We start from the raw sequence: 25,337 nt of genomic DNA on the forward strand, positions 1-25,337 counted from the left end.
GCAAAATGAAACTACGGATGGATTGTCGAAATCGATGGGATGGCAGTTAAAACGGATTTGCTGGGTACAGGTATGCAATCGATTTAACTTATAGGAGGGATCGTATGCATAATAAAGCTGCCGGGTGGCGTGTTTCAGCAGTAATGGTCTTATATCTCGTCTTTTTGTCCATTGGTGGAGTTTTCGGCGGATCGGTATTAGCCAGTACCGTAACAGAGGACTTTTCCGAGATTGGCACGACGCAGGCTCCGCTATCGGTATCGGTACCATCGCCAATGCGGATGGAGGACTCACCGTTGCTTAAGATTGTTGAAAACGGCCAAAGTCATGCGTTAATTGTAATACCGGACGACAATAACGTCCAGGTCAAAGCTGCCGCAGAAACGCTTGCCGAGTATGTAAAAAAGGCGACAGGCGCGGCGCTGACGGTAAAGACGGCCGCAGAATGGGCAGCATCCGGCAGCCAGCATGATAACGACGCAACGATTTATGTCGGCATGGCGGCCAATGCCGAAGATCCAGCCATACCAAACATGCTGCAGGGTATGGATGACGACGGGTTTGTCATTTTGTCCGATGAAAATAGCACTTCCATCATCGGGCCGTCGTCCTGGGGAACGGAATATGGGGTATATGAGTTTTTGGAGCGTTATGTAGGAGTACGCTGGCTCATGCCCGGTCCGGATGGCGAAGATGTCCCGCAAAGCTCTGATTTATTCGTTCCTCTTGAAACGATAAAGCAGGAACCGGCATTTTTATCGCGTCAGTTCGATTGGTGGTTTATGGATAAATATTATCCCGATTGGGTTCGCCATAATCGGCTGAAGGGCCGATATGAATTTGCACATAACATGAGCAATCTGTTTCCGTACGACAAATACAAGGACACACATCCGGATTTCTACCCGCCGGGCAACTCGAATGTCAACAAAAGTTCCGGATGGAATCCGTGCTTCAAGGCGCCGGGAATTGTTGAGGAAGCCATCAAAAATATAAACAATTATTTTGACCAGCATCCCGAAGCGACTTCGTATTCGCTTGGCGTTAACGACACGGGCGGTTTTTGCGAAGCGGATCCCCTTAATCCTCATTATCCGGGCCAATTGAATACGAACGGCACATTGAATATGTCCGAAATTTACTTCGATTGGGTCAATCAGGTTGTAGAGGGCGTATTGCAGACGCATCCCGACAAATATTTTGGCGTTTATGCTTATTCCTATGTGTATGAACCGCCTGCAACGGTAACCGTCCACCCCCGTGTCATCGTATATATTACGGAGGATCGAATGTCATGGGGTGACCCGAGCTTCGAGACACAGGGCAAGGACATCACCGAACGTTGGCGCGCGGCGGCGCCGTCCCTGGGTTTCTACGAATACTTGTGGGGAAATCCGTATATGCTGCCGAGGACTTTCTTTAACCTGATGGCGGACAATTATCGCTACTCTTATGAGCAGGGGGTAAAGGCGCATTTCGCCGAGCTTTCGGCAAACTGGGGTGAAGGGCCCAAGGCGTGGCTATCGGCCAAACTGCAGTGGAACCCGAATCAGGATGAAAATGCGCTGCTAAAAGAATGGTACGAGCGGGCAGTAGGGCCGGCGGCGGCTGAGGATTTGGAGGCCTATTACGACTTCTGGAACGAATTTTGGAGCAATCGCATTTTCAGCAGCCAATGGTATACTAATTGGTCCAGCGCATTTCCGCGGACGAATTATATGCGTTATAACGACAGCACTTATTTAAACGCGGTGACAGAAGAGGATATGGCAGAGTGCCGCAGACTGCTTGAATCCGTTGTAGCAAAAGCTCAGACGGACAAACAGAAAGCCCGCGCCAATGTGTTGTTACAGGCATTCGAATATTATGAAGCGTCCGCCTTAAGTTATCCACGGGAAAAAATCGTTCCGCTTCCTACAAACGAAATGGAAGGGAATATGCTGCTGGATGATGTGGTACAGCAGATCCAGTTGGCGGAGGACCGTGTTAATATGGTAGACGAATTTAGTGTCATCCCGCTTCTTCGTTTATCCGATTCCGCCCTCAGCTATAAGTGGTCGGGTATCACCGGCAGCAGTTTCTTGGCGCTAGCCGAATGGCTTGGCGAGCAAACCGCAGATAGCCAGGTTGTGCAGCGCGTTAGTCAAATGGCGCAAAGGACGGAAACGAATCTCGGTTATTATATGCAAGTTCTGGCTGCGCTTGCCGAGCATAAAGTGTCGGAAATTCAGAACCGTTCTTTCGAGTCGGGTGATGGAGGAGTGGCCAATTTCTGGTCGTATTGGACGAACGATCCGTCGAATGCACCGGATAAAGTGATGGAACGTTCGCAGAATTACACCTATTCCGGATCTTATGCGATCCGTGCGAAAGGCATTATGTGGGGAGGCCCGCAGCAGGTCATTCCGATTACGGAACCGGGTCGTTATGCGGCAGTCGCCCATTATTATACTCCGGAAGGGCAAGCGACAAACGGCACCGTGCAGTTGGTTATGAAAGCGCGCGACAGTCAAAATAATGTATTGTCTACTTATACGTCGCTGCAGAAACAGGCTGCTCCAACGTCAGGAAGATGGTCTCTAGTCGAGATGATGGAGGAAATCCCGTCCATCGTCAACGGCAAACCCGTGACCAGTGTGGAGTTGACCGTTCGATTATTCGAGTTCGGCGGTCAACAAGAGGTATATATCGACGATGTCGAATTGTACAGGTTGAACACGAATCATGATTTGCGGAACTTCTCGTTTGAGGCGGGCAATGCAGTTAAAGCTCCGCCATGGAAGTACAATTTTACAGTCGAGGGAGGAGAGCTGCGGCGCACGAAAGATATCGCGAGGACGGGAGATTATTCGCTGCAGGCCAAAGGTGTGCTGGGCGGAGGACCTTATCAGCAAATGCAGCTTGATGCAGGTCGTTATCTGATGTCGGTTCATTACTACACGGCACCTGGCAGCGATACGACTGGAGATGTGCAAATTTCGGTCAACTTGCGGGATGACAACAACAAAATCGTCAAAACCATCAGTTCTGACCGCATATTGGCGAAACCGATGCAGGGAAATTGGGCAAAGCTTGAGTATGAAGTAGAAATCCCCGACAAGGTCGGCAATTCCACGATTACGAGTATTCAATGCCTTGTTATTTTGAAGAACTTTGCCGGAAATGACGTTATCTATCTTGACGATTTTGCGATTGGACAGGTGGTCGACGACATCGTTCCGAACAGTACCGTAACGTACTAGCCAGCAGTTACTCGGGGGATTAGTCTGGCGCAGATTCGTTAAAGATGGTTACCGGATGCGCATTGTAATGCTTGCCTTCCTCTTACTGAGAGGGGAAGGCAAGCTGCGACATTAAAGGCGAAACTAAATGTAGACGGAAACCGTCATTATTTGATAAGTTAATGGTAATCTCGAAGAAAGTTTGCAAGTGGCATCGTAACACGGCAAGGGGGTTCAAGATGAAATCTCCTCACCCCAAATTTCTACTTAAATTACTTGTCTTCACCTTGTTCATCGGAACATTCCCCGTTATTTTTCTGGGGATATTTTCTTACTCTAAAGTGTCAGGTACGATCCAGAAAAATGTTCAGGAAAGCAACAATCAAATACTGATGCAAATGCAGTCCAAAGTGGAGCAGATGCTGAGAATGGCCGATTATTCGGCCTTTCAGTACATGAACGTCCCCTTGGTTATGGAAGCATTGTCTATGGATTTAAGAGCCAGGGATATGGACATAATCAATGAGTTGATCTTGTTGATGAACCAGATGCAGACGTTTGAACTTGGCGTACGTGAGATTCAGTTCGTTAACTTGAATAAGTTATGGATGATCGACAATAACGGTTTGTCCAGATTTTCAGAGTTACCGGAGCCAATGGCCGGCTATCTGCAGTCGTCCCAACCGTCTTTTTGGATGAATTTCGATAATGAAGTGAAATTGGTAAAAAAAATCCCGGTCTATTCTCCAAATCCATCCGGACTTCTGATCCTGACGATACCTGTCTACGAATTGGAGAGGCAAATCGGTGACAATCGAACTTTAAGCTCGGTGATGATATTGGATTTAGACGGGCGCATTATGGCTGGTCAGGATCGTTCTCTAATCGGGGCGATTTTTTCCGGTTTATCGTATGGCACCGATGTCTCCCTCCTGGCTTCCGATGAAGGATATTATCAAGAACAGAGAAAAGGAGTTACCTACCGCAAGTCAGCATACAACGGCTGGACATATCTTTCCGTGACTTCAATCCATGATATTACAAGACAATCCAGGGAAATCGGCTGGTTCACGATCTATCTTTGCGGTGGAATACTTCTTCTGGCTTTTGCAATTTCATACATGGGATCGAAAAAAATGTATTCGCCCATCCAGCGGCTGTACCAGAGTGTTGTCGGTGATCCTCATGCGGTTCATCAAGAAGCGCGCAGAGACGAGCTCGAATTGATCGGAGACCGTTTTCACGGGCTCATCAGCAAGCAGTCGCAGTTGTTTCAGCAGCTGCAGGGGCAGTCGCGGCATTTGCAGGAGTATTTTATGCTGAAGCTGGTTCAGAACGAGTTTGACACGAATGAAATTCAAGAAAAATTCAATAGGTTTGGACATGCCTTTTCGTGGAAAAGGCTTTGTGTGCTTACGCTGCAAATCGATTCGTTCAAAGATTCGAAGTTTCTCGAAAAAGATCGCGACTTGCTTATGTTCGCTGTCAACAATATGGTAACAGAGCTGGTGCCCGCGGATCAACGCCTGCTTCCCATTGTTTTGGATCAATCGCAAGTAACTGTAATCGGGGATAATTCGGAAAATAAGAGCCTTTTCAAAAAAATGGTTGACAAGACCGTGTTGAATATTCAACAGGAAGTGAAAAAATATTTGGGGCTTAAGGTAAGCATAGGTGTCAGTCGAAGTTATTGCAGTTTGAAAGCGGTTAGCATTGCTTATAAAGAAGCGCTCGAAGCCTTGAAATACAGAATGAATTTAGGCGAAGAGTCCATCCTGTTCCTCGAAGAAGTGCAACCGGAGCACAATCCGCAGCTAAGTTATCCAATGGAGTTGGAGCAGAAGCTGGTGGATGCCATTAAGGTAACGGATGATGTCCGGATAGACGAGCTGTTAAGGCAATATATCGACAGCATCTTCTCTCTTCGTTTAACCGACCAGGAGTACCGGATGTTTCTCGTCCGCATGTTAATGGAATTGCTTCGCATCGTCCAGGATGTAGGGGTGCCGATTCATAATATGTTCCAGGGGGAGCAATCGTTGATCAACGATTTGCTTCAGCTGCGGACGGCTGATGAGATTGAAAGCTGGCTGAAGCATTCGATCATCCTGCCGATTGTTCAGATGCTGGAACAGCGGAGACAGTCGCAATATCGGAATATTTCAGAGGAAATCATCGGCATGATCGAGAGGGAATACGATACCGACTTGACTCTGGAGCTATGCGCCGGCCGAATGAATTTCAGCCCCAATTATATAACCAAAGTATTTCGCAAAGATACGGGGATAAGTTTCACCGAATATTTGCTGGATTATCGGATGAAAATGGCGAAGAAATGGCTTGTGGACACGGACATGAAAATTTCCGATATTGCGAAGAAGTTGAAATACAACAGTTCGGCGAACTTCATTCGTTCTTTCCGCAAAATCGACGGGATGACTCCAGGACAATACCGGGAAAATTATTGGCGTCAAGTCAAGATAACCGACGGCGGGAAATAATGGATCAAGAGATGGTCGGCAATAACCTTTACGTTTAAATGAATTTGGATGGCGGAACGTGATAATGTTTTTTGAAGGCTTTGGAGAATGTGTAAGGATCAGGGTAGCCTAGCAGGCCCGCAATTTCTTTCACGGTGTATTTTTGCTGGTACAAGTAATCCCGGGCCCGGTTCATACGGTGCTGATGCAAATATTGGCCGGGAGTGATGCCTACTGTTTTTTTGAAGAACGTAATAAAGTATTTCTCGGACATCCGGGCGATTTCCGCAAGCTCCCGAATGGCCAGGGGCCGGTGAATGTGCTGGTGAATATAGCTGAATACAGGCTGCAGTACATCCAGCTTTCTGCTTTCCTGCGGAGATGGTTTGGTCATTTGCTGGAGGGACGCGGCCTTTTTTCCGGAATTTTGAATAATTTGGGTGAGCAACAGGGTCAGACATCCTTTGAGACGAATGGCGGACATCGGTTCTTTGGCACGATAGGCATCCAATGCGTGATTGATCCATTGCAGTCCATCCTTAATCTCTGAACCGGAAATAACACAAGGCAAATTAAACTCGTCAAGAACCCGGGAATGATTGCCGACGGCAAAGTCAAAATGACAATAATAAAATGAACAGCCGTTCTCTGTGGTGGCCATATAGGGAATATGCGGCGAGAAGAAAATAAGATCTCCCGCTTGTGCAATTCCTGTTACGCCTTGCATCTGAATAGAGATGGTGCCGGACTGTACAATCCACAAGTCGTAATCATGATGCGCGCGTTTCTCTATCCAGGAGGAATTATGCTCAGTATACATGGAGGAGTTAATGCGCAGCATGACATGCTCTGACAACTCGTCCAGAATTCGCATGTGTCTTTCCCCATACCCTTTATTTTCGCTGCATCCTTTGGATGTCACCTTATTCACTCCAATACTTTCAGACATATATGTTTAAAAGTATTATATCATAAAGGATTTAGATGTTAGATAAATCGTACTATATGACATCACTCTCCAACCTTGTTCCATTCTAAACCGTTTCCGGATCTTTATAATGAAGAATAAATGAGAGGTCCGGTTGGCAGGGAAGCCTGACCGTTCCGGATTTCAGGATATGGAGGCGATCGACAGGATGAACAAGGTGGCATTGAAGGACCCGAAAGTTGTCGTATTGGGAGCGGGAAGTTTGTTTTTTGGACGGCAGTCCATTTGGCAAATGGTGCAGTCCGCTTATTTGAATAGCGGGACGCTTGCATTGGTGGATACCGATGAAATCAGATTGGAGAAGTTAATGCGCTTGGCCAGAAGTGTTGTGCAAGTGACGGGGGTACGGCTGAAAATAGAAGGTTCGACGGACCGTAAAGAGGTGTTGAGAGGTGCCGACTTCGTGGTGCTTAGCTTTGCGAGGAATACGGTAAAATACCGCGGGATTGACTGCACGGTATCCGAGAAGTATGGCATTCGGATGTGCTCCGGTGATACGATCGGTCCTGGCGGCATTTTTCGCGCTATGCGCGAACTGCCTGAAATTATGGCATGCATGGAAGATATTCGCGTGATCTGTCCGCAAGCATGGGTCATCAACTATATTAATCCTTCGGCCGTTCACGGTATTGCTCTCAGCAGATATGCGCCTGATATCAAAAGCTTTGCGCTGTGTGACGGACTCCATATGCCGCATGTGAAACGAAATTATTTTATGCGCGCTGGCATTATTGATCGCAAGGAGGACTATACGCCGGAGATGGCGGAGCAGTTCGACTTCCGTGTTGCCGGAGTCAATCACTTCACCTGGCTGCTGAAAGCGGAGTTCGAGGGCAGGGACATTGTACCGCGGATTGCAGAGTCCATGAGACTGCGGGCAGAAACAGGGACCGACGGAGGAGACACCGGGGCGAAGGCTGCCTTCAATGATGCGATCGGCTATGAATTGTACCAAATTTTCGGGTATGTGCCCACCTGTGTAGCGCATACCAAAGAGTATGTGCGCTATTGGCAAGGAATCGGACGCACTGCGGATGCCATTCCGCCGCTTTCCATCTGGGAGACCGAAGAACGCTACAAGCGGCATGACGAGATGTGGAAGCAGGTGGACGATTATATAGAAGGACGTCTCCCGATTGCAGGCTATATGCGGGCGTTCGGCCCCGATCATGCTACGGACATTATCGAGAATATGGTTGGCGGGTTGGGCAAGCCGTATTATATTAACACGACGAACCGGGGGGCAGTGACCAATATGAACGATGATTCCTTCCTGGAGCTATTGTGCGATATTAGTTTGGAGGGTGTAAAGCCGCGTCCGGTAGGCGAGATGCCGCGGGGCATTCGCGGCATGCAGGAACTGGTGCTTGATGTTCATGAGCTTACCGCAGAGGCGGTTGTCGAACGAAGTTTTACGAAGCTGCGCCGGGCGATGATGACAGATCCGCTGGTTAATTCCATCGCGGATGCGGATGCGATTATCAAGGAACTGCTGGAGCAGGAGAGGGACGTCCTGCCTGCCTGCTGGTATGAATAGAGCAACGTAAAACGGAAGCCCGTCCGCCAATAAAGAACCTCGCTCCTAACAGCATGGGCTTAACAGGAGTTGGGGTTCTTTATATGAGATGGGGTAATTTCGATTTTTTTCGCGAGAGGCGGGTGAGGGCTTCTAAATAGAGTATCCTCTCGCTATAGTTAGAGCTGTTCATTTTGTATAAAAATGTATTATAATGTATAAAAAGTCAGGGGAGTGATCCTATGTCTTATCGATATATTACTCCAGAGCAGGTTATGAAAAATCGTTTTAACCATTTTCCGCGGCCCCGATGGAAGACTGCTGTGTTATGCTTTCGTGATTATAGAGGCTCCCAAGTGCTGGTTCAAGGCTTTAAAGCCGCTCCCGTTGGTTATAAAGTGCTGTATGGCATGGAAGAACATGAAGGGTCGCCTTTTGTTTATGAAGCTGCTGTCGCCGGTGAACCGATTGGAATTGTTACTCGTTGTCAGTGGGGAGGTCCCCAGGCGGCCATCCTCGTAGAAGAACTGGCTGAGCTTGGCGTCCGATATATAATTGGATATGGAGCGGCAGGTTCCATTCGCCAATCTATCGCGCAGGGGGAGCAGCTAGTCGCGAATTCGGCAATGGCCGGCGACGGCACCAGTCGAGCGTATAGGTCTGACGCTGAGAAGCTGCTTACAGGTTCTCCCGAGCTGATTCGATTGGCTAAAGAAGCGGCAGGTGCACTTGGCTTCCCCCTCCGGGAAGCGGTGGCCGTTACGGCAGATGCGTTGTACCGGGAGACCGACGAATGGGTGGAGGCGTGCCTTCAAAAAGGAGCGGACGTGGTGAATATGGAGACCGGCCCGCTCTATGCGGCTGCTGCCGCATGCGGTGTCCGGAGCGTATGGCTCGGCCATGTGAGTGATTGTCTCGTCCGGGAGAAATGGCATGACTGGCATGTCGATCTAATCGGCATGGCTGAGGCTACATCACAAATCGCATTAGGGCTGGCCCAGCGTTTGGCGGAAATGGGCTGAGCGTGTCTATTGGATGACGACGGCCCAAACCATCCTACTCTCTCACCCTTCCCGGATCTGTTGCGATGATGGCTGGGGTGATCAGCTCTCATAGTCTTTTTAGTGACGGGAGGTTCCATTAGGCGATCTAACCCTTTACAATGAGTATAGGAACGATAGATAAGATGGCATGGTTTCCTATAGATGAAAGGGATGTTGGATAATGGATTGGTTTAGCGGGGTTAATGAAATCTGGGGCTATGTGCTTGTTTTTTTGTTGGCGGCGGCCCCATGGCTGGAGGTCTTCCTGGTTGTTCCGCTTGGCATCATAGCTGGCTTGTCTCCCGTTCCGGTAGCTTTGCTTGGTTTCGCCGGGAATTTTATTCCATTAATTCTCATTACGTTCTTATTTCAAAAATGGACGGAATGGAGAGCGAAGCGAAGAGGAACGACGGTGGAGGAGCAGATGCATTCACGCAAACGCTCGAGAGCCAAGCGGATTTGGGATCGCTTCGGCATGCCTGGACTCGCCCTGCTTGCACCGGCAATCGTCGGAACGGACATTGCTACAATTCTGGCACTATCCTTCGGATCGCCGAAGAAGTCCGTGCTGATCTGGATGACGATCAGTTTGGCGATTTGGACCGTGCTGCTTGCCTACGGAACGGTTTACGGGCTGTTCTTCATCGATTTTTTTCGAGGCTAAACCGGTCTCCTCATTTTTGAATAATGAGCTCAATCTTTTCCCGCCAGGTGCGGGTTATTTTTTTACGAACTTCAGACTATATGTTTACCTCAAACTTTTACAATTAAGAAAAAGGTCCTGGGTCAAAAAGTTCATAAAAATAAACAAACTTATGTAAAAGTAGGAAAAATGGGTTACTAATTCTACAGCTTTGGTTTATAATACTCTTGATTGGAAAAGTCGGCCAAATTTATGATTCTTTAGTATTATGAATCGAAGGGGTGCTGTAGGAATGAAGGCGGAATATATAAATTCTTTTTTGGAATCTGCTGCTTCAGTATTAGAACAACTAATTCAAGTTCGTCCTATGATAGGTCAGCATGGGGTTAAGGAAATGGTCATGCTGGATAATTATGTATGGATTCAGATCGGATTGACAGGACAGATGGACGGAGATGTTATGTTTGGCTTGCATGAGGGAGTTGCCTTGAAGCTCGTATCGGCTATGATGGGCGGTTTTGTCCTGACAGAGTTGGATGATATCGGCCGCAGCGCCATTTCGGAGTTGGGGAATATGATTAGCGGAAACGCCAGCACCCTTCTATTTAATCAAGGTTTAACGGTAGATATTACTCCACCTCAGATTATTTTACCGGCGAGCACCAAGATTTGGACTCCTAAAAGAGCCTTGTCTGTCCCTTTAATGATGGATGGGATCGGTGAGTTGGACATTCAGGTTGTCGTCGCTTAAGGGATAAGGACCTGACTTTGTAGCGCCAGCTTACCAAAATAATTGTTTGTAAATAGATAATGCAGATGAGAGGAGGCCTTCGGGCCTTCTATTTTGCTTTGTATTCATCTACCTGTTTTGTTAGACTATGGAATAGGGGCTTACCGTTTATTGTTGCTGCATTCAACCGATCATTGCGAGGGATGTTTATGTCGAAATCATTTGCCGGCCAAATCATAGTCATTACAGGGGCTTCCAGCGGGATCGGTGCGCTGCTTTCCCAAAACTTAGCCGCTAGGGGAGCTTATCCAATCATGCTGGCGCGTTCGGAAGACAAGCTGCGCCAATTATCGCGAAATATTAAGGGGGAGCATGAGTGGATGCTGGTCGATGTCCGCGACTCCGATCAGGTTCAACGCGCGTTTCAATCGATTCTGCACAAGCATGGACAATGCGACGTACTCGTTAACAACGCCGGATACGGACAGTTTGAACGGCTTGAGGATGCCTCTTTGGATACTATTGAAGATATGATGAATGTTAATTACTTAGGAATGGTAAGGTGCACGAAAGAAGTGCTCCCCCATATGCTCCAACGGGGCAGTGGACAGATTGTGAATATAGCTTCGATGGCAGGAAAGGTAGGCTCGGCCAAATCAAGCGGCTATTCTGCGACCAAGCATGCCGTGCTTGGGTTCACTAACTGTCTTCGGCAAGAGCTGGCAGGTGCCGGGATCACGATTTCGGCAGTGAATCCAGGGCCTATCGACACCCCATTCTTTGACCGTGCGGATCCAAGTGGGCAATATGTGAACAATATATCGTGGTTTATGCTCAAGCCTGAGCAAGTCGTCGAGGCGATCATCCGGGTCATTCTCCGCAAAAAAGCAGAGGTGGATCTTCCTTTTATCGCTGGAGCCGGCAGCAAAATATACCAGTTATTTCCCAGACTGGCGGATCGGTTGTTTGGCAGAATCATGAATAAAAAATAATAGTTGCGGTATCATCAGGTCTGGTGCAATATATGACCGTTGGACTTCTGCTCTGGTTAAAGGAACGATCCAAGAAACCAACTACCAACTTCAGGAGGAATCATGACGAGCGACAGGTTTAAGGATATAGAGAAGGGCTTATCGGGATCGGGCCAAGGAGAGAAGAAGCCGGAGCAGAAAAAATATAGAGGCGAAGGTTGTCAGGCTAAAGGATTAGGTGAAACAGGGCTTGCAGGCCAAGGGGCCGGCCTTACTTCACACAGCTATCCGGACGGCTGCATTGTGCAGAAGGAGCGTCTGGAGAGATCGACGCGTTGGATGACCGCTTATAAGGTCACTTATGCGAGTCAGGGATTGCTCGTTAAGGGGTACCTCATCCTGCCTGAACAAGGGCTTCCCCTGCCGGGACTTCTGTACTGTCGCGGAGGGATCGGGCGTGTCGGGATGGTCCAGCTTTCCCGGGCGATGGCGCTTGCCAAGCTGGGCTACGTCGTATTTGCTCCATTCTATCGCGGGAATGAAGGCGGAGAGGGAAGAGACGAGTTCGGCGGGGCGGATCGACAGGATGTCTTCAGCGCTCTTACTCTGCTGCGTTCGCTTAACGAAACGACAAGCGATCCGATATCGGTCATCGGCTTCTCCCGCGGAGCGGTCATGGCGCTGTTGGCTGCCAAGAAATGTACCGGGATAGGACCTGTTGTAGTATGGAGCGGGGTAAGCGACCTGAGGCTTACATATGAAGAAAGAGTCGACCTGCGGCGGATGCTCAAACGGGTCGTGGGCCATCCGCGCAAGGAGCCGGATAAATACATCGATAGATCACCGGTAGAGTGGGCAGAGCAGGTGAATTCACCGATTTTGATTATCCATGGAAGCGAGGATGATCATGTTAGCCCTGAGCATGCGTATCGGTTGGCCCGGGCCTTGCAGGCGGCAGGAAAGGAACATAGCTTGCTGATACGGGAAGGGCTGGGCCATCGCTTCCCCAAAGTAGAAGATGAACAAACGATGATGACGATTCATCTATGGATTCAGAGAAAATTAACGCAGAGTAGTAAATAAGTTCAAGCTTAGATAGTTTTATCGTTTTAGCCGTTGAACCGTCCTCATGTAATATGAAGCGTGTCCAAAGGCGCCTTCGATTTGCCACCCTGCCTTACCTTCAAATGAGCGGGCGCTTATGGAAGCCTTGTTCCCTTCCTGAAAATTTCCAGATCAAGAAGAGATAACCTACATTCTATTTCCTATCCTATTTTGCGGAGATCAATGGGGTCCGAGGCAGCGGATTTTCACCTCGCCCCAGCTTTCAAATTGGATGGAAGAGTGGAACTTCCAACGGCTAAGGAATATGAAACAAATGTTTGTTTTTGTAAAATATAGACGATCTATACGGATGCGGTCGCACAGTGGGGGAACGTTATGCCTAGGCACTTAATCCTTTTATATACCGCCGATTTCTATTCCTTGACTGAGTCGCTCCAGCAAGAAGTATATCGGGAATATTATATGCTGGTCTATCCGATGGTTTATGCTATCATCAGAGATCACGGAGCGGCGGAGGATATTATACAAGACGCCTTTATGAGAGCGATAGAAAGAGCGAAGCAAATTGAAGAGCCGGAGAAGCTGGCCGGCTGGTTGAAAACGCTGACAAAAAATTTTGCGATAAGTTTTTTAAGAAAATGGAGTCGGCAGCGTGATGAATTGCTTTCTGATGATGTCTTTTTATATAAGGAGGTTTCCTCGAACGAAATTGGGCTTTCTGTAGAGAAAGAAGTGGAGATTAAGATGATGAAGGAGGCCATTTCCCGCTATTTGGATCAATTGAAGCCTGAATATCGGCAAATTATGGAGATGAGATGGATCTATAATCTGTCTTATAAAGAGATGGCTGACGTATTGGGTTTAACAGAAGGCAGTATACGGCAGAAATTATTTCGTGCGCGGGAAGCAGTCAAAAATAAATTGAAGGAGGAGTGGGGAAACCGATGAAGAATGAGGAAGAATGGGATCGGCTGCTGGATTCGGTCTTCGAAGATGCGGTACGGGAGAACTATCGCTGTGAAGTGCCGGATCCTGCCCCCTCTTGGGAGAAGGTGAGGGAAAGACTGAAGGCCGAGAAGAGGAAGAGAGTGAGAAGAAGCTGGCGGATTAGGGTATCAGCCATTGCGGCTTCTTTAATAATCGGAGCCTTTATATTCGGGTCACCCCAGATGACGAATGCTTTCGAGCCTATAGGTTTAATGTTTAAGCAATTGACCGGAAATATGCTTTCGTTCTTCTATGGAGAGAGCGGGTTGGAGAAACAAACGGAGGCGAGAACTTCCCCGCCGCCTCTGGATGATATATCCCCTTCTCCTCATGCAGTGGGAAGCGACAATTCCGATGCCGATGGACCGAGAGTTACGAATACGCTCAAGACGACCTTGGAAGAAGCGAGGCAAAGATCCGCTGTGCCATTGTTGGAACCGCAGTATGTAATAGCTGGATATAAACTGGATTCGGTGAAGCTTTCCCTGGATCAGAACGGAACCGCGTTGGATACGGTCATGTACTATATGAATGAAGAAGGAAGCTTTTATCTGGTAACCCAGAGCCATCTGGAGTTAAATACGAGCTTATCGACGGTGTATGACGACAATGACCAGGTTAAGGATATAACGATTAATGGCTTCAAAGGCGCATTGATTCAGGGCAGCGTGAGTCATTATTTACTTCTGGCCGGTAATGATACCCTAATTAAAATCACCGGTTCTATGAGCGTTGAAGATATGATCAAAATCGCTGAAAGCTTGAAATAACTTCGTCTTTGCATTCTCTTTGCGTGCTGTACACTATATACACGGCACTAAAGAATTTATAGATCATGGAGTGGAGAAAGAAAGATGCTTCCAGGGCGAGTTTTGGCTTTGTATTCCTACCATCCGAAGGCCCATCCAGTAAATAAGGAGCTAGGTTTGGTTGGGGTCCCCGAAAAGTACCTGGAATCACTTCGAAGCCTATCTTCACTTTTTGGGGAAATAGTTTAGATGTTTGAAGCTTCGGAGGCACTTTCCTTCGGAACGGAATGATCGCTTTCTTTAGTGCCATTTATATAATACATGATAAAGAAGAGCAAGGTCGGAAATCATCATTTCCGACCTTGCTCTATCAAAGCTGAAAACTGCCCTACTGAAGCAGAATAGTCTTGGAATAACTGTAGCCACTTTCAAAATCTGTTCCCTGAATCACCCAATGATAGCCCTTCACGCGGTAGTAATAGCCGGATGTGCTGGTACGGGAGTCGGCTCCATATACGGTGACATCGTTATTCGCTTTAAACTCGTTTTCCTTTAAATCAATCCAGTCCTGGCCGGTCCACATTTGCAGGGTTAGCTTGATTGCGATCGTACTTACTATTTGCGTGGCAAAGGTGCTGCCGGAGAAGCCAATACTTCCGTTTCCTCTATCCGTGATTGTCAGGTCTCCATAGTCGAGGTACTTATGCCAAGGTTCAAACTTGTAAGTTCCGATTCCCCCCAAACCCATCTCGAAATCCCGGATGAATACAGTCCCGTGATGCATGTCGGATTCCGGGGGCGGAGGAGTTTTGGCTCCATTCGGATAGAGAGCTTCCGATTGTGCGCTGGCAGCTGTAGAGAAGGCAAAGCAGAGAATAAGGGCAACAGTGAGCAGAAAAGATGGTTTGAACATGCGATTTCGGTTCATTCAAAATACCTCCCATAAATATATTTTTTTGTATATCTTACATATATTGGACGCTTTTACCATATGGGAAGTTTCTCCAAATCTATGAAATAATTGTGAACAATTTGTGAAATCTCCTAAACTATCACTCACTTTTTATCTACCAGAGGCCTACAGTCAAACCCGGTTCGTTCTGCGAAATTCGGATGGCGTCATATTGAGCTTTTGAGTAAACAACCGGCTAATATAGTATCCGTTCTGATAGCCGCATCGTTCCGCAATCTCGTCGAGCGTCAAATCGCTCTCCCGCAGCAAGGCGCAAGCTTGATTCAAGCGAATCGAAATGAGATAGTCCACAGGGGTCGTCTGATAGGCTGCGTGAAATTTCCGCGAAAACTGCACCGGAGTTAATCCTAGCGAAGCGGATATCGTCCCCAGATTCAAAGGCCCGAGCGCCTTCTGCCGGATCATCAGCGCAGCTTGGTCCATAAGCGGGTCCTCCGTTGCCTTGCCGGTCGGAAGCAGCGCGGGATGCTGTTCGGCGCAATACATCAGCCAGCAATCGCCCAGCAGATGGTTTTTCCAAAAACGGACAGACGGCTCCGCTGTAATTGGCAAGGAACGTAAATAAGCACAGATGGATTTCAATCGGTTTATGTCCCGGATGGCGACTTTCCCCGCGAGAAGGAATTCCAGCTTCATCCCGGCGGGGCTCTCTTCGAAAGCGGGGTCCGCCCAAGCCCAATTAAACATAAACATGTGAAACGACAGCGGCGTGATGGTTCTTCGCTGAAAAGGCACGTTCGGCGGACAGAAGACGAGGCTGCCAGAGGATGCCTCTCCTTTACTTTCTCCGATCCCATAGGCAAAGGAGCCGTTTTCAACAACGAATAAGCACCATTGGTTGTACGTATCCGTCTCATATAGAAACTCTGCTTTCCTATTCCAATATACGTGGGTATGAAGCACAGGTGTGAACTGCCATATTTGCTGCATCGGATGGCCCTCCTCCTTGGCCGGGAAAAGTCTGTGCGACTCTTCCATCTGCTGAAATAATGTATAACATGTAGTATAAAATAGTGCATTAAAAATGAACAGCGATCCCTTTAGGATTGAAAATAAAGACAAATCCATAATAGACAACAGGAAAGAAGGAATCGTTATGTCCACATCGAAGCTGCGCAGCAGCAAATCTTTGAAAGCCGACATCGTAGTGGCAGGCGGAGGAATGGCGGGCGTCCTCGCTGCCATATCGGCAGCAAGGAACGGGGCGAAAGTCATCTTATGCCAGGATCGCCCTGTGCTAGGAGGTAATGCTTCCTCGGAAATCCGCATGCATGTGTTAGGAGCTTGTCCGCGAGGCAAAGAAATGGAGACGGAAGCGAGGGAAACAGGCATTCTGGAAGAAATCCGCCTCGAATGTGCTGTCCGCAATCCTCAGAGCAGCGCCAATATGCTGGATTTGATTTTATACGAAAAGTGCCGGGCGGAGCCTAATTTGCAGCTGCTCCTAAACACTTCTTTGGTAGGGGTGACGATGGATGGAGAGCGGATTGTATCTGCCCAGGCCAACCGCGAAAGCACGGAAGAGCGGTTCGACCTGACCGCCGAAGTGTTTATCGACTGTACGGGGGACGGCCGTCTCGGCGCAGAAGCCGGGGCGCTGTTCACTACGGGCAGGGAAGCTGCTGACGAGTATGGCGAATCTGGTGCTGCCGCGAACCGCGACAGCTACCGGCTGGGCTCGTCCTTGTTGTTCACGACCCGCGATCTGGGGAAATCCATGCCGTTCACTCCGCCGTCCTGGGCGCGCAGGTTTACTGAGGAGGATTTAAAATTCCGCAATCACAGCTCGTGGGAATACGGATACTGGTGGGTCGAATATGGAGGAACGCGCGATACGATCAAGGACAATGAAGAAATTCGCGACGAGCTTCTGGCTATTATGATGGGGGTCTGGGATCATATTAAAAACAGCGGCCACCATCCGGAGTCGGAGACCTGGGCGCTCGACTGGTTCGGCTTCCTGCCCGGCAAGCGGGAATCCCGCCGTTTCATCGGCCAACATGTCCTAACCCAGAACGATTTGGAGCAGGCGGTCGATTTTGAAGATGTTATCGCTTACGGAGGCTGGTCGATGGATACGCATCCCCCCCGGGGAATTGATGCGAAGGAGGAGAATCCGTGCCACCAACCGATGACGCCATATATGTACGGCATCCCCGTGCGCTCGCTGATCAGCCGGAACGTCGGCAATCTGATGTTTGCCGGACGGAATATTTCGGCTACGCACATTGCCTTCTCCAGCACGCGGGTTATGGCGACCTGCGCCGTCATGGGGGAGGGAGCGGGGACGTTCGCCGCCACGGCGATACGACGCGGCATCACGCTGCAGGAGGCTTGGCAGAACGAAGCGGTCATTCATGAGGCGCAGCAGCAGCTTATGCGTCAGGGCGTCTTTCTTCCCGGCAAGATGCTGGAAGATCCAAACCTGGCGGCGCAGGCCGAGATTACTGCTTCCTCTGAACAGCCCGGCGGGGAGGCGCGCCACGTGGTGGACGGCTATACGCGCACAGTGCACGGCGCTGGAGGGGTCAGACCGGAGCTGACGACGCCCGGCACGCACCGCTGGATGGCCGAACCGTCCGACCGTGAACCTTGGCTGAGTCTGAGCTGGCGGGAGCCTGCCGATCTTGCGCAGATCACCCTCGTTCTCGATACCGGCCTGCATCGCCAGCTTACGCTGACGCACGAGAATGGCTTTCGCCGCAGAATGAAGTGGAGCGCCCAGCCGGAAACGCTCAAATCGTTTACGATTGAAGCGGAGAGGAGCGGGCGCTGGGAAGAAGTCATGCATGTCGAGAATAACTACCAGCGTCAATTGGATTTCCCTGTCCAGCTTCAGAGTGTAACCCGGCTAAGGATCCGGATCCAGTCGACGAACGGGCTGGACCATGCTCGAATAGTGGAAGTACGATGCCAATAGCCCATACGATAAGATTGAATAACCCGGGATAGCTCGATGCTGTCATAGCAGGGACTGTTGCCTTTCAGGTGACGGTCCCTTTCCTTCAATTCTGATTAAGATTGGAATAGTCGCCCGTAATCTTCTATAATATTTAACAAAAGCTTATAAATTTCGTCCGTGGTATGCTTGTCAAAGAATAAACTGTGGAAAAGAGGAATGGCATGCAAGCAGCAAGTTTCGAAACATTACCGCTCGGAAGTGATTGGATCAAAAAGCTGAACGCCATGAATATCGTTACACCGACTCCTATTCAGGCTGAGGCTATTCCGGCTGTCCTTGAAGGTCAGGATGTGATAGCCCAATCTCAGACTGGGACTGGAAAGACGCTTGCTTATGTACTCCCGGTATTGGAAACTATCGACCGCACCTCCAAGCATCTGCAGGCGGTCCTCCTGACGCCTACCCGGGAACTGGGCATGCAGGTTCTCGAAGTGATTGAACAATTAACCGGAGAAACCGGGATTACAGCCCAATCGTTAATCGGAGGAGCCTCCATTCAGCGGCAAATCGATAAGCTCAAGCTTCATCCGCAGATCGTCGTGGGAACACCCGGAAGGGTGCTTGAATTGATCAAGCTGAAGAAGGTATCGATGCATCATGTCAGAACAATTGTTGTAGATGAGGCGGATGAAGTCTTCCGGCTGGGAGAGAGCAATGAAGCGGAGGCGATCATTAAGAGCGCGCTGCGGGAACGGCAGCTGGTGTTCTTCACAGCTACGGTCCCTGCCGAATTGTTGAATTGGGCCGAGCGGCTGATGAAGGACCCGGTGGCGCGTCTACGGATCGATCCGGGGCAAGCGGTGCCTTCCTCGCTGGAGCATATTTATTTTATTAGCGAGGAACGGAATAAGATCGATACCCTGCGCCGATTAGTGCGGCTCTATCATCCGAAATCGGCGATCGTATTCATCAACGATACGGATAAAGTGGCTGAGGTGGTCGCGAAGCTGCAATACGTTGGCTTGTCCGTGGAGGCCCTATACGGAGATTCCGGCAAGCAAGAAAGAGCACGGACGATCAAACGGTTCAGAGAAGGCAAATTTCAGCTTCTGCTGGCGACCGATGTCGCGGCCCGCGGTCTTGACTTTCCAGAGGTGTCCCATATTTTCAACCTCCAGCTTCCCGTCGACCCGGATCATTATGTCCATCGAGCCGGCCGTACGGGCCGGATGGGGCGCAGAGGGACGGTGGTTTCCCTGACGACCGTCGGCGAGCTTTTCATCATTGAGAAATTTTCCAAAGCGATAGGAGAGCCTCTTGTCCATAAGGATATGTATGAAGGGGTCATCATTGACGGCGGAGAGAAGAAAAGCCGGCGGTCGGTACGCAAGAAGGAAGAGGCCGTCATTTCAAGCCTCAACGAGAAGCCGGATGACACAGAGCTCATGAAGCGGCCGATCAAGCCAAGACGGGTTCAGGAATCTGCCGCCGTTTCCGCTTCGCCGCCATCTCCGAAGAAGGCTAAGGCGGACCGGATGCGCGATCGTAAAAATAAAGGCGCCCCCAAATGGCTGAAGGCTAAAAAGCAGTAAAGGAAGGCCGCCTTATGAAACTAGCCAAACTAACAAAAAGACTATTTAAGCTCCTGTTGCTGATTTTGGGATTAGTGGTTATACTGGCGGCCGCCTTATGGTTATATGTGAAGCCGGATAAGCCATTGGATCTTGCGTACGGACCGGTATCCATTAGAGATAAGGTCGAGCAGATGATTCGCAGCCGACAGCTTTCCTTTCAATTAAGCAAAGAGGAAATCAATAGCCTGGTCAAAAAAGCGATCCTTGAACATCCACTCCCTCTACCTCCCGACCTTCAAATAGAGGGGGTGGATATCCAACCGGTCGAACAAGGCTTCGTGGGTGAATTCAATTTGCGTTATAAAGAAAGGCTCCGCTTTGCGGCGACGGCAGACGTACGAATCGAATGGCAGAGCCCCGAGCTGTATATCGAACTGGAGCAGGTGAAAGTAAAAAAACTGCCGATTCCCAACGCTTTGTTGGACAAGCGGCAGTATCGCCTTCGCCTGGACGAGCAGCTCCCGTCGTTTGTCGATCTTTCCAGAATTGATTTTCATCCCAACGGCGTCCAGATTGAATGGACGATAGACCCCGACCGGGTGGAGGAGCTGCTGGACGATTTATTGCGGAAGTGGGAGAAGGAATTCCCATAGAATCAACTAAATAACGGACAACCCTTTCGGAATCTTTGTTCCCCGGGGTTGTCCGTTTTATTATGATGCGCTATCGGTCTTGGCCTGACCTTAACATCTCTTCAGCCCGCTATTTTGATCTGGAATAAGAGGGGAAGATGATTTCGCCCTTATTCAGTTTGCGGATTTCTTCCTCTGTCCAGCCGGCCAGTTTGTTCGTTGCCTGAATATTCGTCAGTTTGATTTGATATTGATTCTCCAAATAAGCATGCAGCTCGGGCCAGTCGCTTTCCGTCAACTGCTTCAGCGTCTTTTTGCCTTCAATCTGTCCTAGAATAACCCCGATCGATTCGGCGGCCAGAGCGGTATTGGGCTGAATTCTCGCGCTGCCATAGGCAATAGCGGAGGAGCCTACATTTTTACCGGCCATGATGACATTGTCGTAATTTTTAAGCAGGAAGCTTCGCAGCGGCATTCCGTATTTATCCGGCCGGCCCATCTCGATTCCCCATTTTTGCACACTGATGCCTTGAAGATCGAGCGGATATCCGCCGATGCTGACATTGTCATAGAACATGCGCCCGCCAAGCATATCGGATACCTGCATCACATAGTCTGTCTCATAATGATCGTACTCCCGGATGTACAGATAATCCGGAAATCCATTTAATTCTGCATTTTCCCAGCCGACGATGTTTTGACGGAAATGCTCCAGGATCAGGGGGATTTCCGCCTTGCCCAGCTCTATCGCTTCCTGCACCGATTGTTCGTCCGCAGGATTGACATCATAGATGAGAAAAGCGTTGATGATTACCTCCCCATCCCGCTGACTGACGGCGTTCAGCCCGCGCAGAAACACTTTATCGTTGGTTGGGGTATAGGCGGAGGTCATCCCGCTCAGGCCGATGGCGTAGCTTTCATTGACGGAGCCGTAGCCGTATTTTTTATTGCGTTCGGACGCGGATAAACCGTTGAAATGAGTGATGAACTTTTTCCAGTCGACGTTCTTGAATTTCATCATCATTCCGGCACTCATATATTCAATTTCATTCTTGCCGTAGAACGCTTCAAGCCCGGGCAGCCGATTCACTTTAAGCTTGCCGGCCATGGCAGCATAATCGGTATTTTCTACAAAATAAGAAGCTTTAATCCGATGGAGGGTTCCGTCTGCAGCCGTATATTCGATAGAAGCAACCGTCTCGCCCCCGTCCATTCCCGGCTTGGTTTCGATTCGATTAATCTGTATCCCCGATTCTATCGGGATATTCTCCCGCAGCTTCTCGTAATAGTCCGTGAACTCGGAGAGCTTGCGGATTCGCCCCGCGCGGAAGCCGTCGAACAGCTCCTTGGCCCTGCCTTGCACGAGCAGCTTGCCGCTGCCGTCTCTGGTTTCATCAAGGAACAGCATCTCCCCTTGCAGCAATTGACCGCCGACTTTGTCGCGAGGGTCCAGGACTACGACATTCAAGCCCTCATCTTTGGCCGCACGGGCCAAATACATTCCTTCCATCTCGCTGCCAATGAGAACAATATCGGCTGTCGCTTCTTTAAATTCAGGCTCCGGCTCTGGCGTCTGCTCCGGCGACTGGGAGGATGGCTGTCCCGGTGGAGCTGAAGAGTCGGGTGATTTGGATAAGGCGGAGCCTGGAAACATTCCGCCGGCAGGATTCATTACAATGACTGCCAGGATGGCGGCCACAACCAGGATTAATCCTGATAGAAGGACCCATTTTAATCGCATAATCTACTAATCTCTCCTTTAGAAGTGTGGGAATTGAATTTACTGTGGGTTAAATATGGACAAGCGAATCGCTGTAATCCAGATGGTGCCAGAGGACTATGTGACATGTGACCATTTATGAGTACGGCAGATCATTGTTAAATATCGTTTGTCCCAACGTATAGTCTAACATTTTCCTGTGACCCCCTCAAATGATTTATGGCCGGCGAAACGTTTAGTGAAACTGGGGAACCTTTCGCGAACAGGCCCGATCCCAGCCTATTATGAAGGGGAGTGTAATATTAATGAATAATAAATCTTCATCTATCAAAAAATTACTGATTGGCGGATTAACCGCGGCTATGGTATTAGGAGGGACGACTTCCGCTTTTGCATCGGATCATAAAGGGGAAGATCATCGAGGTAACGGTAAAAGCAAGCAGGAACAAAAATCGAAGCAGCAAAAACCAGCCAAATCCAAGCCTAAATTTAAGGCGGATTTCGCAGACATCAAAGGCGGGGATGTCGAATGGGCTAACCGCCATATAGCGAGCCTGGCTTCTTTGCAGGTGTTCGAAGGCTATGAGGACGGAACGTTCCAGCCGCGTAAGGCAGTTACCCGGTTGGAGACCATTGCTGCGGCGGTACGCTTGATGGGGCTCCGCGACCAGGCGGAATCGGAGAAGGAGATGAAAGCGCAGCTCAACTTCCGTGATGCCGACAAACTGACCAAGAAGTATCCTTGGGCTGTAGGCTACGTATCCGTTGCGCTCGCCAACGATCTGTTCCTTGAGAATGAGACCGCCATTCAGCCGGAAGCTTCAGCCGACCGTCTCTGGGCAACTACACTGCTGGTCAAAGCGATGAAGCTGGACAAAGAGGCGAAAGAGAAGATGAACACCAAGCTGGACTTTAAGGATGCCGATCAGATTCCAGCCGGCGCTGTCGGATATGTAGCGGTAGCTGTCGAGAAAGGAATCATTCAAGGCTATGAGAACGGCAAATTTATGCCTAACAAGCCGGTTACCCGCGCAGAACTCGCTGCCTTGTTAGACCGGACAGGAGACCAGATGCCTGATGTGGGTCATACACTGAAAGCAGGAACGGTTGTCTCCGCTGTAAGCAATAATAAGCTGATTATTCAGCAAGGCAAGGATTCCGTTCAGTTGACCTTGGATCCGGATGTATTTGTATTCAAAAATGGCGTTAAAGTGAACGTGTCCAGCATCCAGGCAGGAGATTACGTGAAAGTCCGAATGTACAATAACTTAGGCATCTTCGTCGATATTATCCGCAGCGGCGAAGTCAACTCCCTGAAAGTGAGAGGCGGCTTTGAAAAATTCGGCGTGGACAACCGGGGAAAAATCAGCTCGATCACCATTAGCGAAAATGTGAATGGCCAAACGAAAAGCGTTACCTATCCGGTCAACGATGACGTTCGTTTAATCGGCGACACCTCTAAGCTGGTTCTGACCGATCCGAAAACGCAAGTCGAACTGGTCGGAAGCAACTATCAGGTTGATGTCATTCAAGTAATCCAGAACTAAATCGGAATTACGGATATAATAAGTAAAGACTATCCCGTCACAGGTCGGCGCAGACCTGGGGGATAGTCTTTCTCATGCTGAGGCCGGGCTAAACGTATGCCGCCGATGCTTTTACTAAATGGCTTTCTTTACTTAAACCGCCGCATCTTCCAGATCTTTAACCCCTTGGAAGATCAAAGTGAACAGATCCTCGATATGATCCTCTTCAATACAGGAGAAGGCTACGCGCAGATCGGTATCTCCCAAGGCGATCGTGCCGATTCCGTACTTATCCAGCAGATGCGAACGAAGCTGCTCCGCATGGACGGTTTTAAGCTTCAGACACATGAAGTATCCAGAATTAAACGGATAGTATTCCCATACGTCATCGAATTTGCCGCTGTCCAGAATCGCTTTGACCCGGTTGGCACGGCCTTTCATTATTCCGTACTTTTCTGCCTTCTGAGCTGCAAAATCCGGGGATTGGAGTGCATGCAGGACGAAGGTTTGCGACGGATGAGGACCGCTGGAAATCGTCGCGCGGATAATGCCCAGCGTTTTTTGCTCCAGAGCGCTGAGGACAGCTTCGCTGGAAGAGCCGTAAGTAATGAAACCAACCCGGAAGCCCCATACGTATTCTTCCTTGGTCGCTCCATCTACTTTAACAGGCAGGATGCGCGGATGGAGGCCGCACAGCGAGCCAAACAAGGATTCATGAACGGATTCCTCGAAGAAGAGACCGAAATAGGCGTCGTCGGTTACCGCTACGACATTAATGCCTGCTTCCGCTCCGGCCTGGATGGCAGCGACAATCTCGCGGCCTTCCTCCGGGCCGGGAGTATAGCCGGTCGGATTGTTCGGGAAGTTCAGGATGACGATCGCTTTGCCTTTATCCTTCTGGGCAAGAATGGCGTCGCGCAGCCCTTGGGCGTTAAACCGGTTCTCGGCATTGTACAGCGGATAATGAACAATAGGGGAGCCTCTTCGGATTCCGAAGGTCAGCTCGTAGTTTTCCCAGTTTTTATCCGGAATAATAACGGCATCTCCCGAATCCGCAAACAAGTCCGCGACTATACTCAAGCCGTGTGTCAGGGCATTCGTTACGACCGGCTGGCCGAAGCTTTTGCCCTCCAGACTTGGATTTTCCTGCAGCATCTTGGTTCTCCAAGCGGTGCGAAGCTCCGGTTTGCCGGCAGGGGGAGCATACTCATAAATATCTTTAGGAGAATAGGCGGACAACGTATCCTGGATGACCTTGAGATGCATCGGCTGCCCATTCTCGAGTGCAATCCCGATGGTCGCGTTATATTTGTTCGCCTTCGCTTTAGCTTCCGCGGATTGACTCAGAATCCCTACTTTTGGAAAATAAATTTGTTGGCCCAGTCCCGAAAGCATGTCATAAACATATGGGTTCTCCCGTTGGATCGTTTCGTTAAGTTGTTTTGCCAGCTCGTTCACAGATGATTCATCCTTCCCAACAGCATAAAGATTTTAGGCATTATTATATCATTATCTTATCAGGGAGTCATCCGGATAAAGAGAGATCATCCAGTCAAGAAATGTTGTTATATTATGATAATGTCGTCATATCACGCATTTCTCCCCTAAAGCAGCGGT

At 49.3% G+C, this 25,337-nt stretch carries 19 protein-coding genes; 14 read left to right on the forward strand and 5 right to left on the reverse strand.

The genetic code is table 11. The features are described 5' to 3' along the window. The first annotated feature begins 104 nt into the window (after positions 1–104). Positions 105–3,242, forward strand: coding sequence for a DUF4838 domain-containing protein (locus KJS69_RS02305; RefSeq protein ID WP_213581384.1), 3,138 nt, complete (start codon positions 105–107; stop codon positions 3,240–3,242). Positions 3,243–3,460: 218 nt separating this feature from the next. Further along, positions 3,461–5,722, forward strand: a complete 2,262-nt coding sequence (locus tag KJS69_RS02310; protein ID WP_213581385.1) for a helix-turn-helix domain-containing protein — start codon at positions 3,461–3,463, stop codon at positions 5,720–5,722. 34 nt (positions 5,723–5,756) lie between these two features. Here KJS69_RS02310 and KJS69_RS02315 read toward each other — a convergent pair whose 3' ends face one another. Next, entirely contained in the window at positions 5,757–6,623 is an 867-nt protein-coding gene (locus tag KJS69_RS02315) for a helix-turn-helix transcriptional regulator (RefSeq protein WP_213581386.1), read from the reverse strand. Positions 6,624–6,837: 214 nt separating this feature from the next. Between KJS69_RS02315 and KJS69_RS02320 the strand changes: the two genes are divergently transcribed. The 8 genes from KJS69_RS02320 (at position 6,838) to KJS69_RS02355 (ending at position 14,414) form a co-directional block, all read left to right on the forward strand. Then, positions 6,838–8,226 carry a family 4 glycosyl hydrolase gene (locus KJS69_RS02320; RefSeq protein WP_213581829.1) on the forward strand — a complete coding sequence of 463 codons (1,389 nt, stop codon included), beginning with the start codon at positions 6,838–6,840 and terminating at the stop codon, positions 8,224–8,226. 221 nt (positions 8,227–8,447) lie between these two features. Continuing rightward, complete coding sequence (locus KJS69_RS02325) at positions 8,448–9,227, forward strand: phosphorylase family protein (RefSeq protein WP_213581387.1); 780 nt, start codon at positions 8,448–8,450, stop codon at positions 9,225–9,227. Between the two features lie 202 nt (positions 9,228–9,429). Then, complete coding sequence (locus KJS69_RS02330; RefSeq protein WP_213581388.1) at positions 9,430–9,912, forward strand: small multi-drug export protein; 483 nt, start codon at positions 9,430–9,432, stop codon at positions 9,910–9,912. A gap of 271 nt (positions 9,913–10,183) precedes the next feature. Next, a complete protein-coding gene (locus tag KJS69_RS02335; RefSeq protein ID WP_213581389.1) occupies positions 10,184–10,642 on the forward strand; it encodes a chemotaxis protein CheX in 459 nt (152 codons plus the stop codon). A gap of 188 nt (positions 10,643–10,830) precedes the next feature. Beyond that, positions 10,831–11,613: an SDR family NAD(P)-dependent oxidoreductase gene (locus KJS69_RS02340; protein ID WP_213581390.1), complete on the forward strand. Its 783-nt coding sequence runs from the start codon at positions 10,831–10,833 to the stop codon at positions 11,611–11,613. Positions 11,614–11,715: 102 nt separating this feature from the next. Next, complete coding sequence (locus KJS69_RS02345) at positions 11,716–12,675, forward strand: alpha/beta hydrolase family protein (protein WP_374706598.1); 960 nt, start codon at positions 11,716–11,718, stop codon at positions 12,673–12,675. Between the two features lie 357 nt (positions 12,676–13,032). Then, positions 13,033–13,605, forward strand: a complete 573-nt coding sequence (locus tag KJS69_RS02350) for an RNA polymerase sigma factor (protein ID WP_213581391.1) — start codon at positions 13,033–13,035, stop codon at positions 13,603–13,605. Next, complete coding sequence (locus KJS69_RS02355) at positions 13,602–14,414, forward strand: DUF4367 domain-containing protein (protein WP_213581392.1); 813 nt, start codon at positions 13,602–13,604, stop codon at positions 14,412–14,414. The genes KJS69_RS02350 and KJS69_RS02355 overlap by 4 nt, the downstream gene beginning before the upstream one ends. A 367-nt stretch (positions 14,415–14,781) precedes the next feature. Here the strand turns inward: KJS69_RS02355 and KJS69_RS02360 are convergent, their stop codons facing one another. Continuing rightward, a complete protein-coding gene (locus tag KJS69_RS02360) occupies positions 14,782–15,321 on the reverse strand; it encodes a hypothetical protein (protein ID WP_213581393.1) in 540 nt (179 codons plus the stop codon). A gap of 156 nt (positions 15,322–15,477) precedes the next feature. Next, positions 15,478–16,296 carry a helix-turn-helix domain-containing protein gene (locus KJS69_RS02365; protein ID WP_213581394.1) on the reverse strand — a complete coding sequence of 273 codons (819 nt, stop codon included), beginning with the start codon at positions 16,294–16,296 and terminating at the stop codon, positions 15,478–15,480. Between the two features lie 166 nt (positions 16,297–16,462). Here KJS69_RS02365 and KJS69_RS02370 point away from each other — a divergent pair, with 166 nt between their 5' ends. The 3 genes from KJS69_RS02370 to KJS69_RS02380 all read left to right on the forward strand — a co-directional run bounded on the left by KJS69_RS02370 (position 16,463) and on the right by KJS69_RS02380 (position 20,495). After that, a complete protein-coding gene (locus KJS69_RS02370; RefSeq protein ID WP_213581395.1) occupies positions 16,463–18,286 on the forward strand; it encodes an FAD-dependent oxidoreductase in 1,824 nt (607 codons plus the stop codon). A 203-nt stretch (positions 18,287–18,489) separates the two neighbouring features. Then, a complete protein-coding gene (locus KJS69_RS02375; RefSeq protein ID WP_213581396.1) occupies positions 18,490–19,860 on the forward strand; it encodes a DEAD/DEAH box helicase in 1,371 nt (456 codons plus the stop codon). 14 nt (positions 19,861–19,874) lie between these two features. Then, positions 19,875–20,495, forward strand: coding sequence for a hypothetical protein (locus tag KJS69_RS02380; protein WP_213581397.1), 621 nt, complete (start codon positions 19,875–19,877; stop codon positions 20,493–20,495). Between the two features lie 109 nt (positions 20,496–20,604). On the opposite strand, the gene KJS69_RS02385 is transcribed toward KJS69_RS02380, so the two are convergent. Next, entirely contained in the window at positions 20,605–22,215 is a 1,611-nt protein-coding gene (locus KJS69_RS02385) for an FAD-dependent oxidoreductase (RefSeq protein ID WP_213581398.1), read from the reverse strand. A 284-nt stretch (positions 22,216–22,499) separates the two neighbouring features. Between KJS69_RS02385 and KJS69_RS02390 the strand changes: the two genes are divergently transcribed. After that, positions 22,500–23,741, forward strand: a complete 1,242-nt coding sequence (locus KJS69_RS02390) for an S-layer homology domain-containing protein (protein WP_213581399.1) — start codon at positions 22,500–22,502, stop codon at positions 23,739–23,741. 132 nt (positions 23,742–23,873) lie between these two features. On the opposite strand, the gene KJS69_RS02395 is transcribed toward KJS69_RS02390, so the two are convergent. Next, a complete protein-coding gene (locus tag KJS69_RS02395; protein WP_213581400.1) occupies positions 23,874–25,178 on the reverse strand; it encodes an aminotransferase class I/II-fold pyridoxal phosphate-dependent enzyme in 1,305 nt (434 codons plus the stop codon). Positions 25,179–25,337: the final 159 nt, after the last annotated feature.

Source organism: Paenibacillus sp. J2TS4 (genome assembly GCF_018403245.1).
GTDB lineage: Bacteria > Bacillota > Bacilli > Paenibacillales > NBRC-103111 > Paenibacillus_L.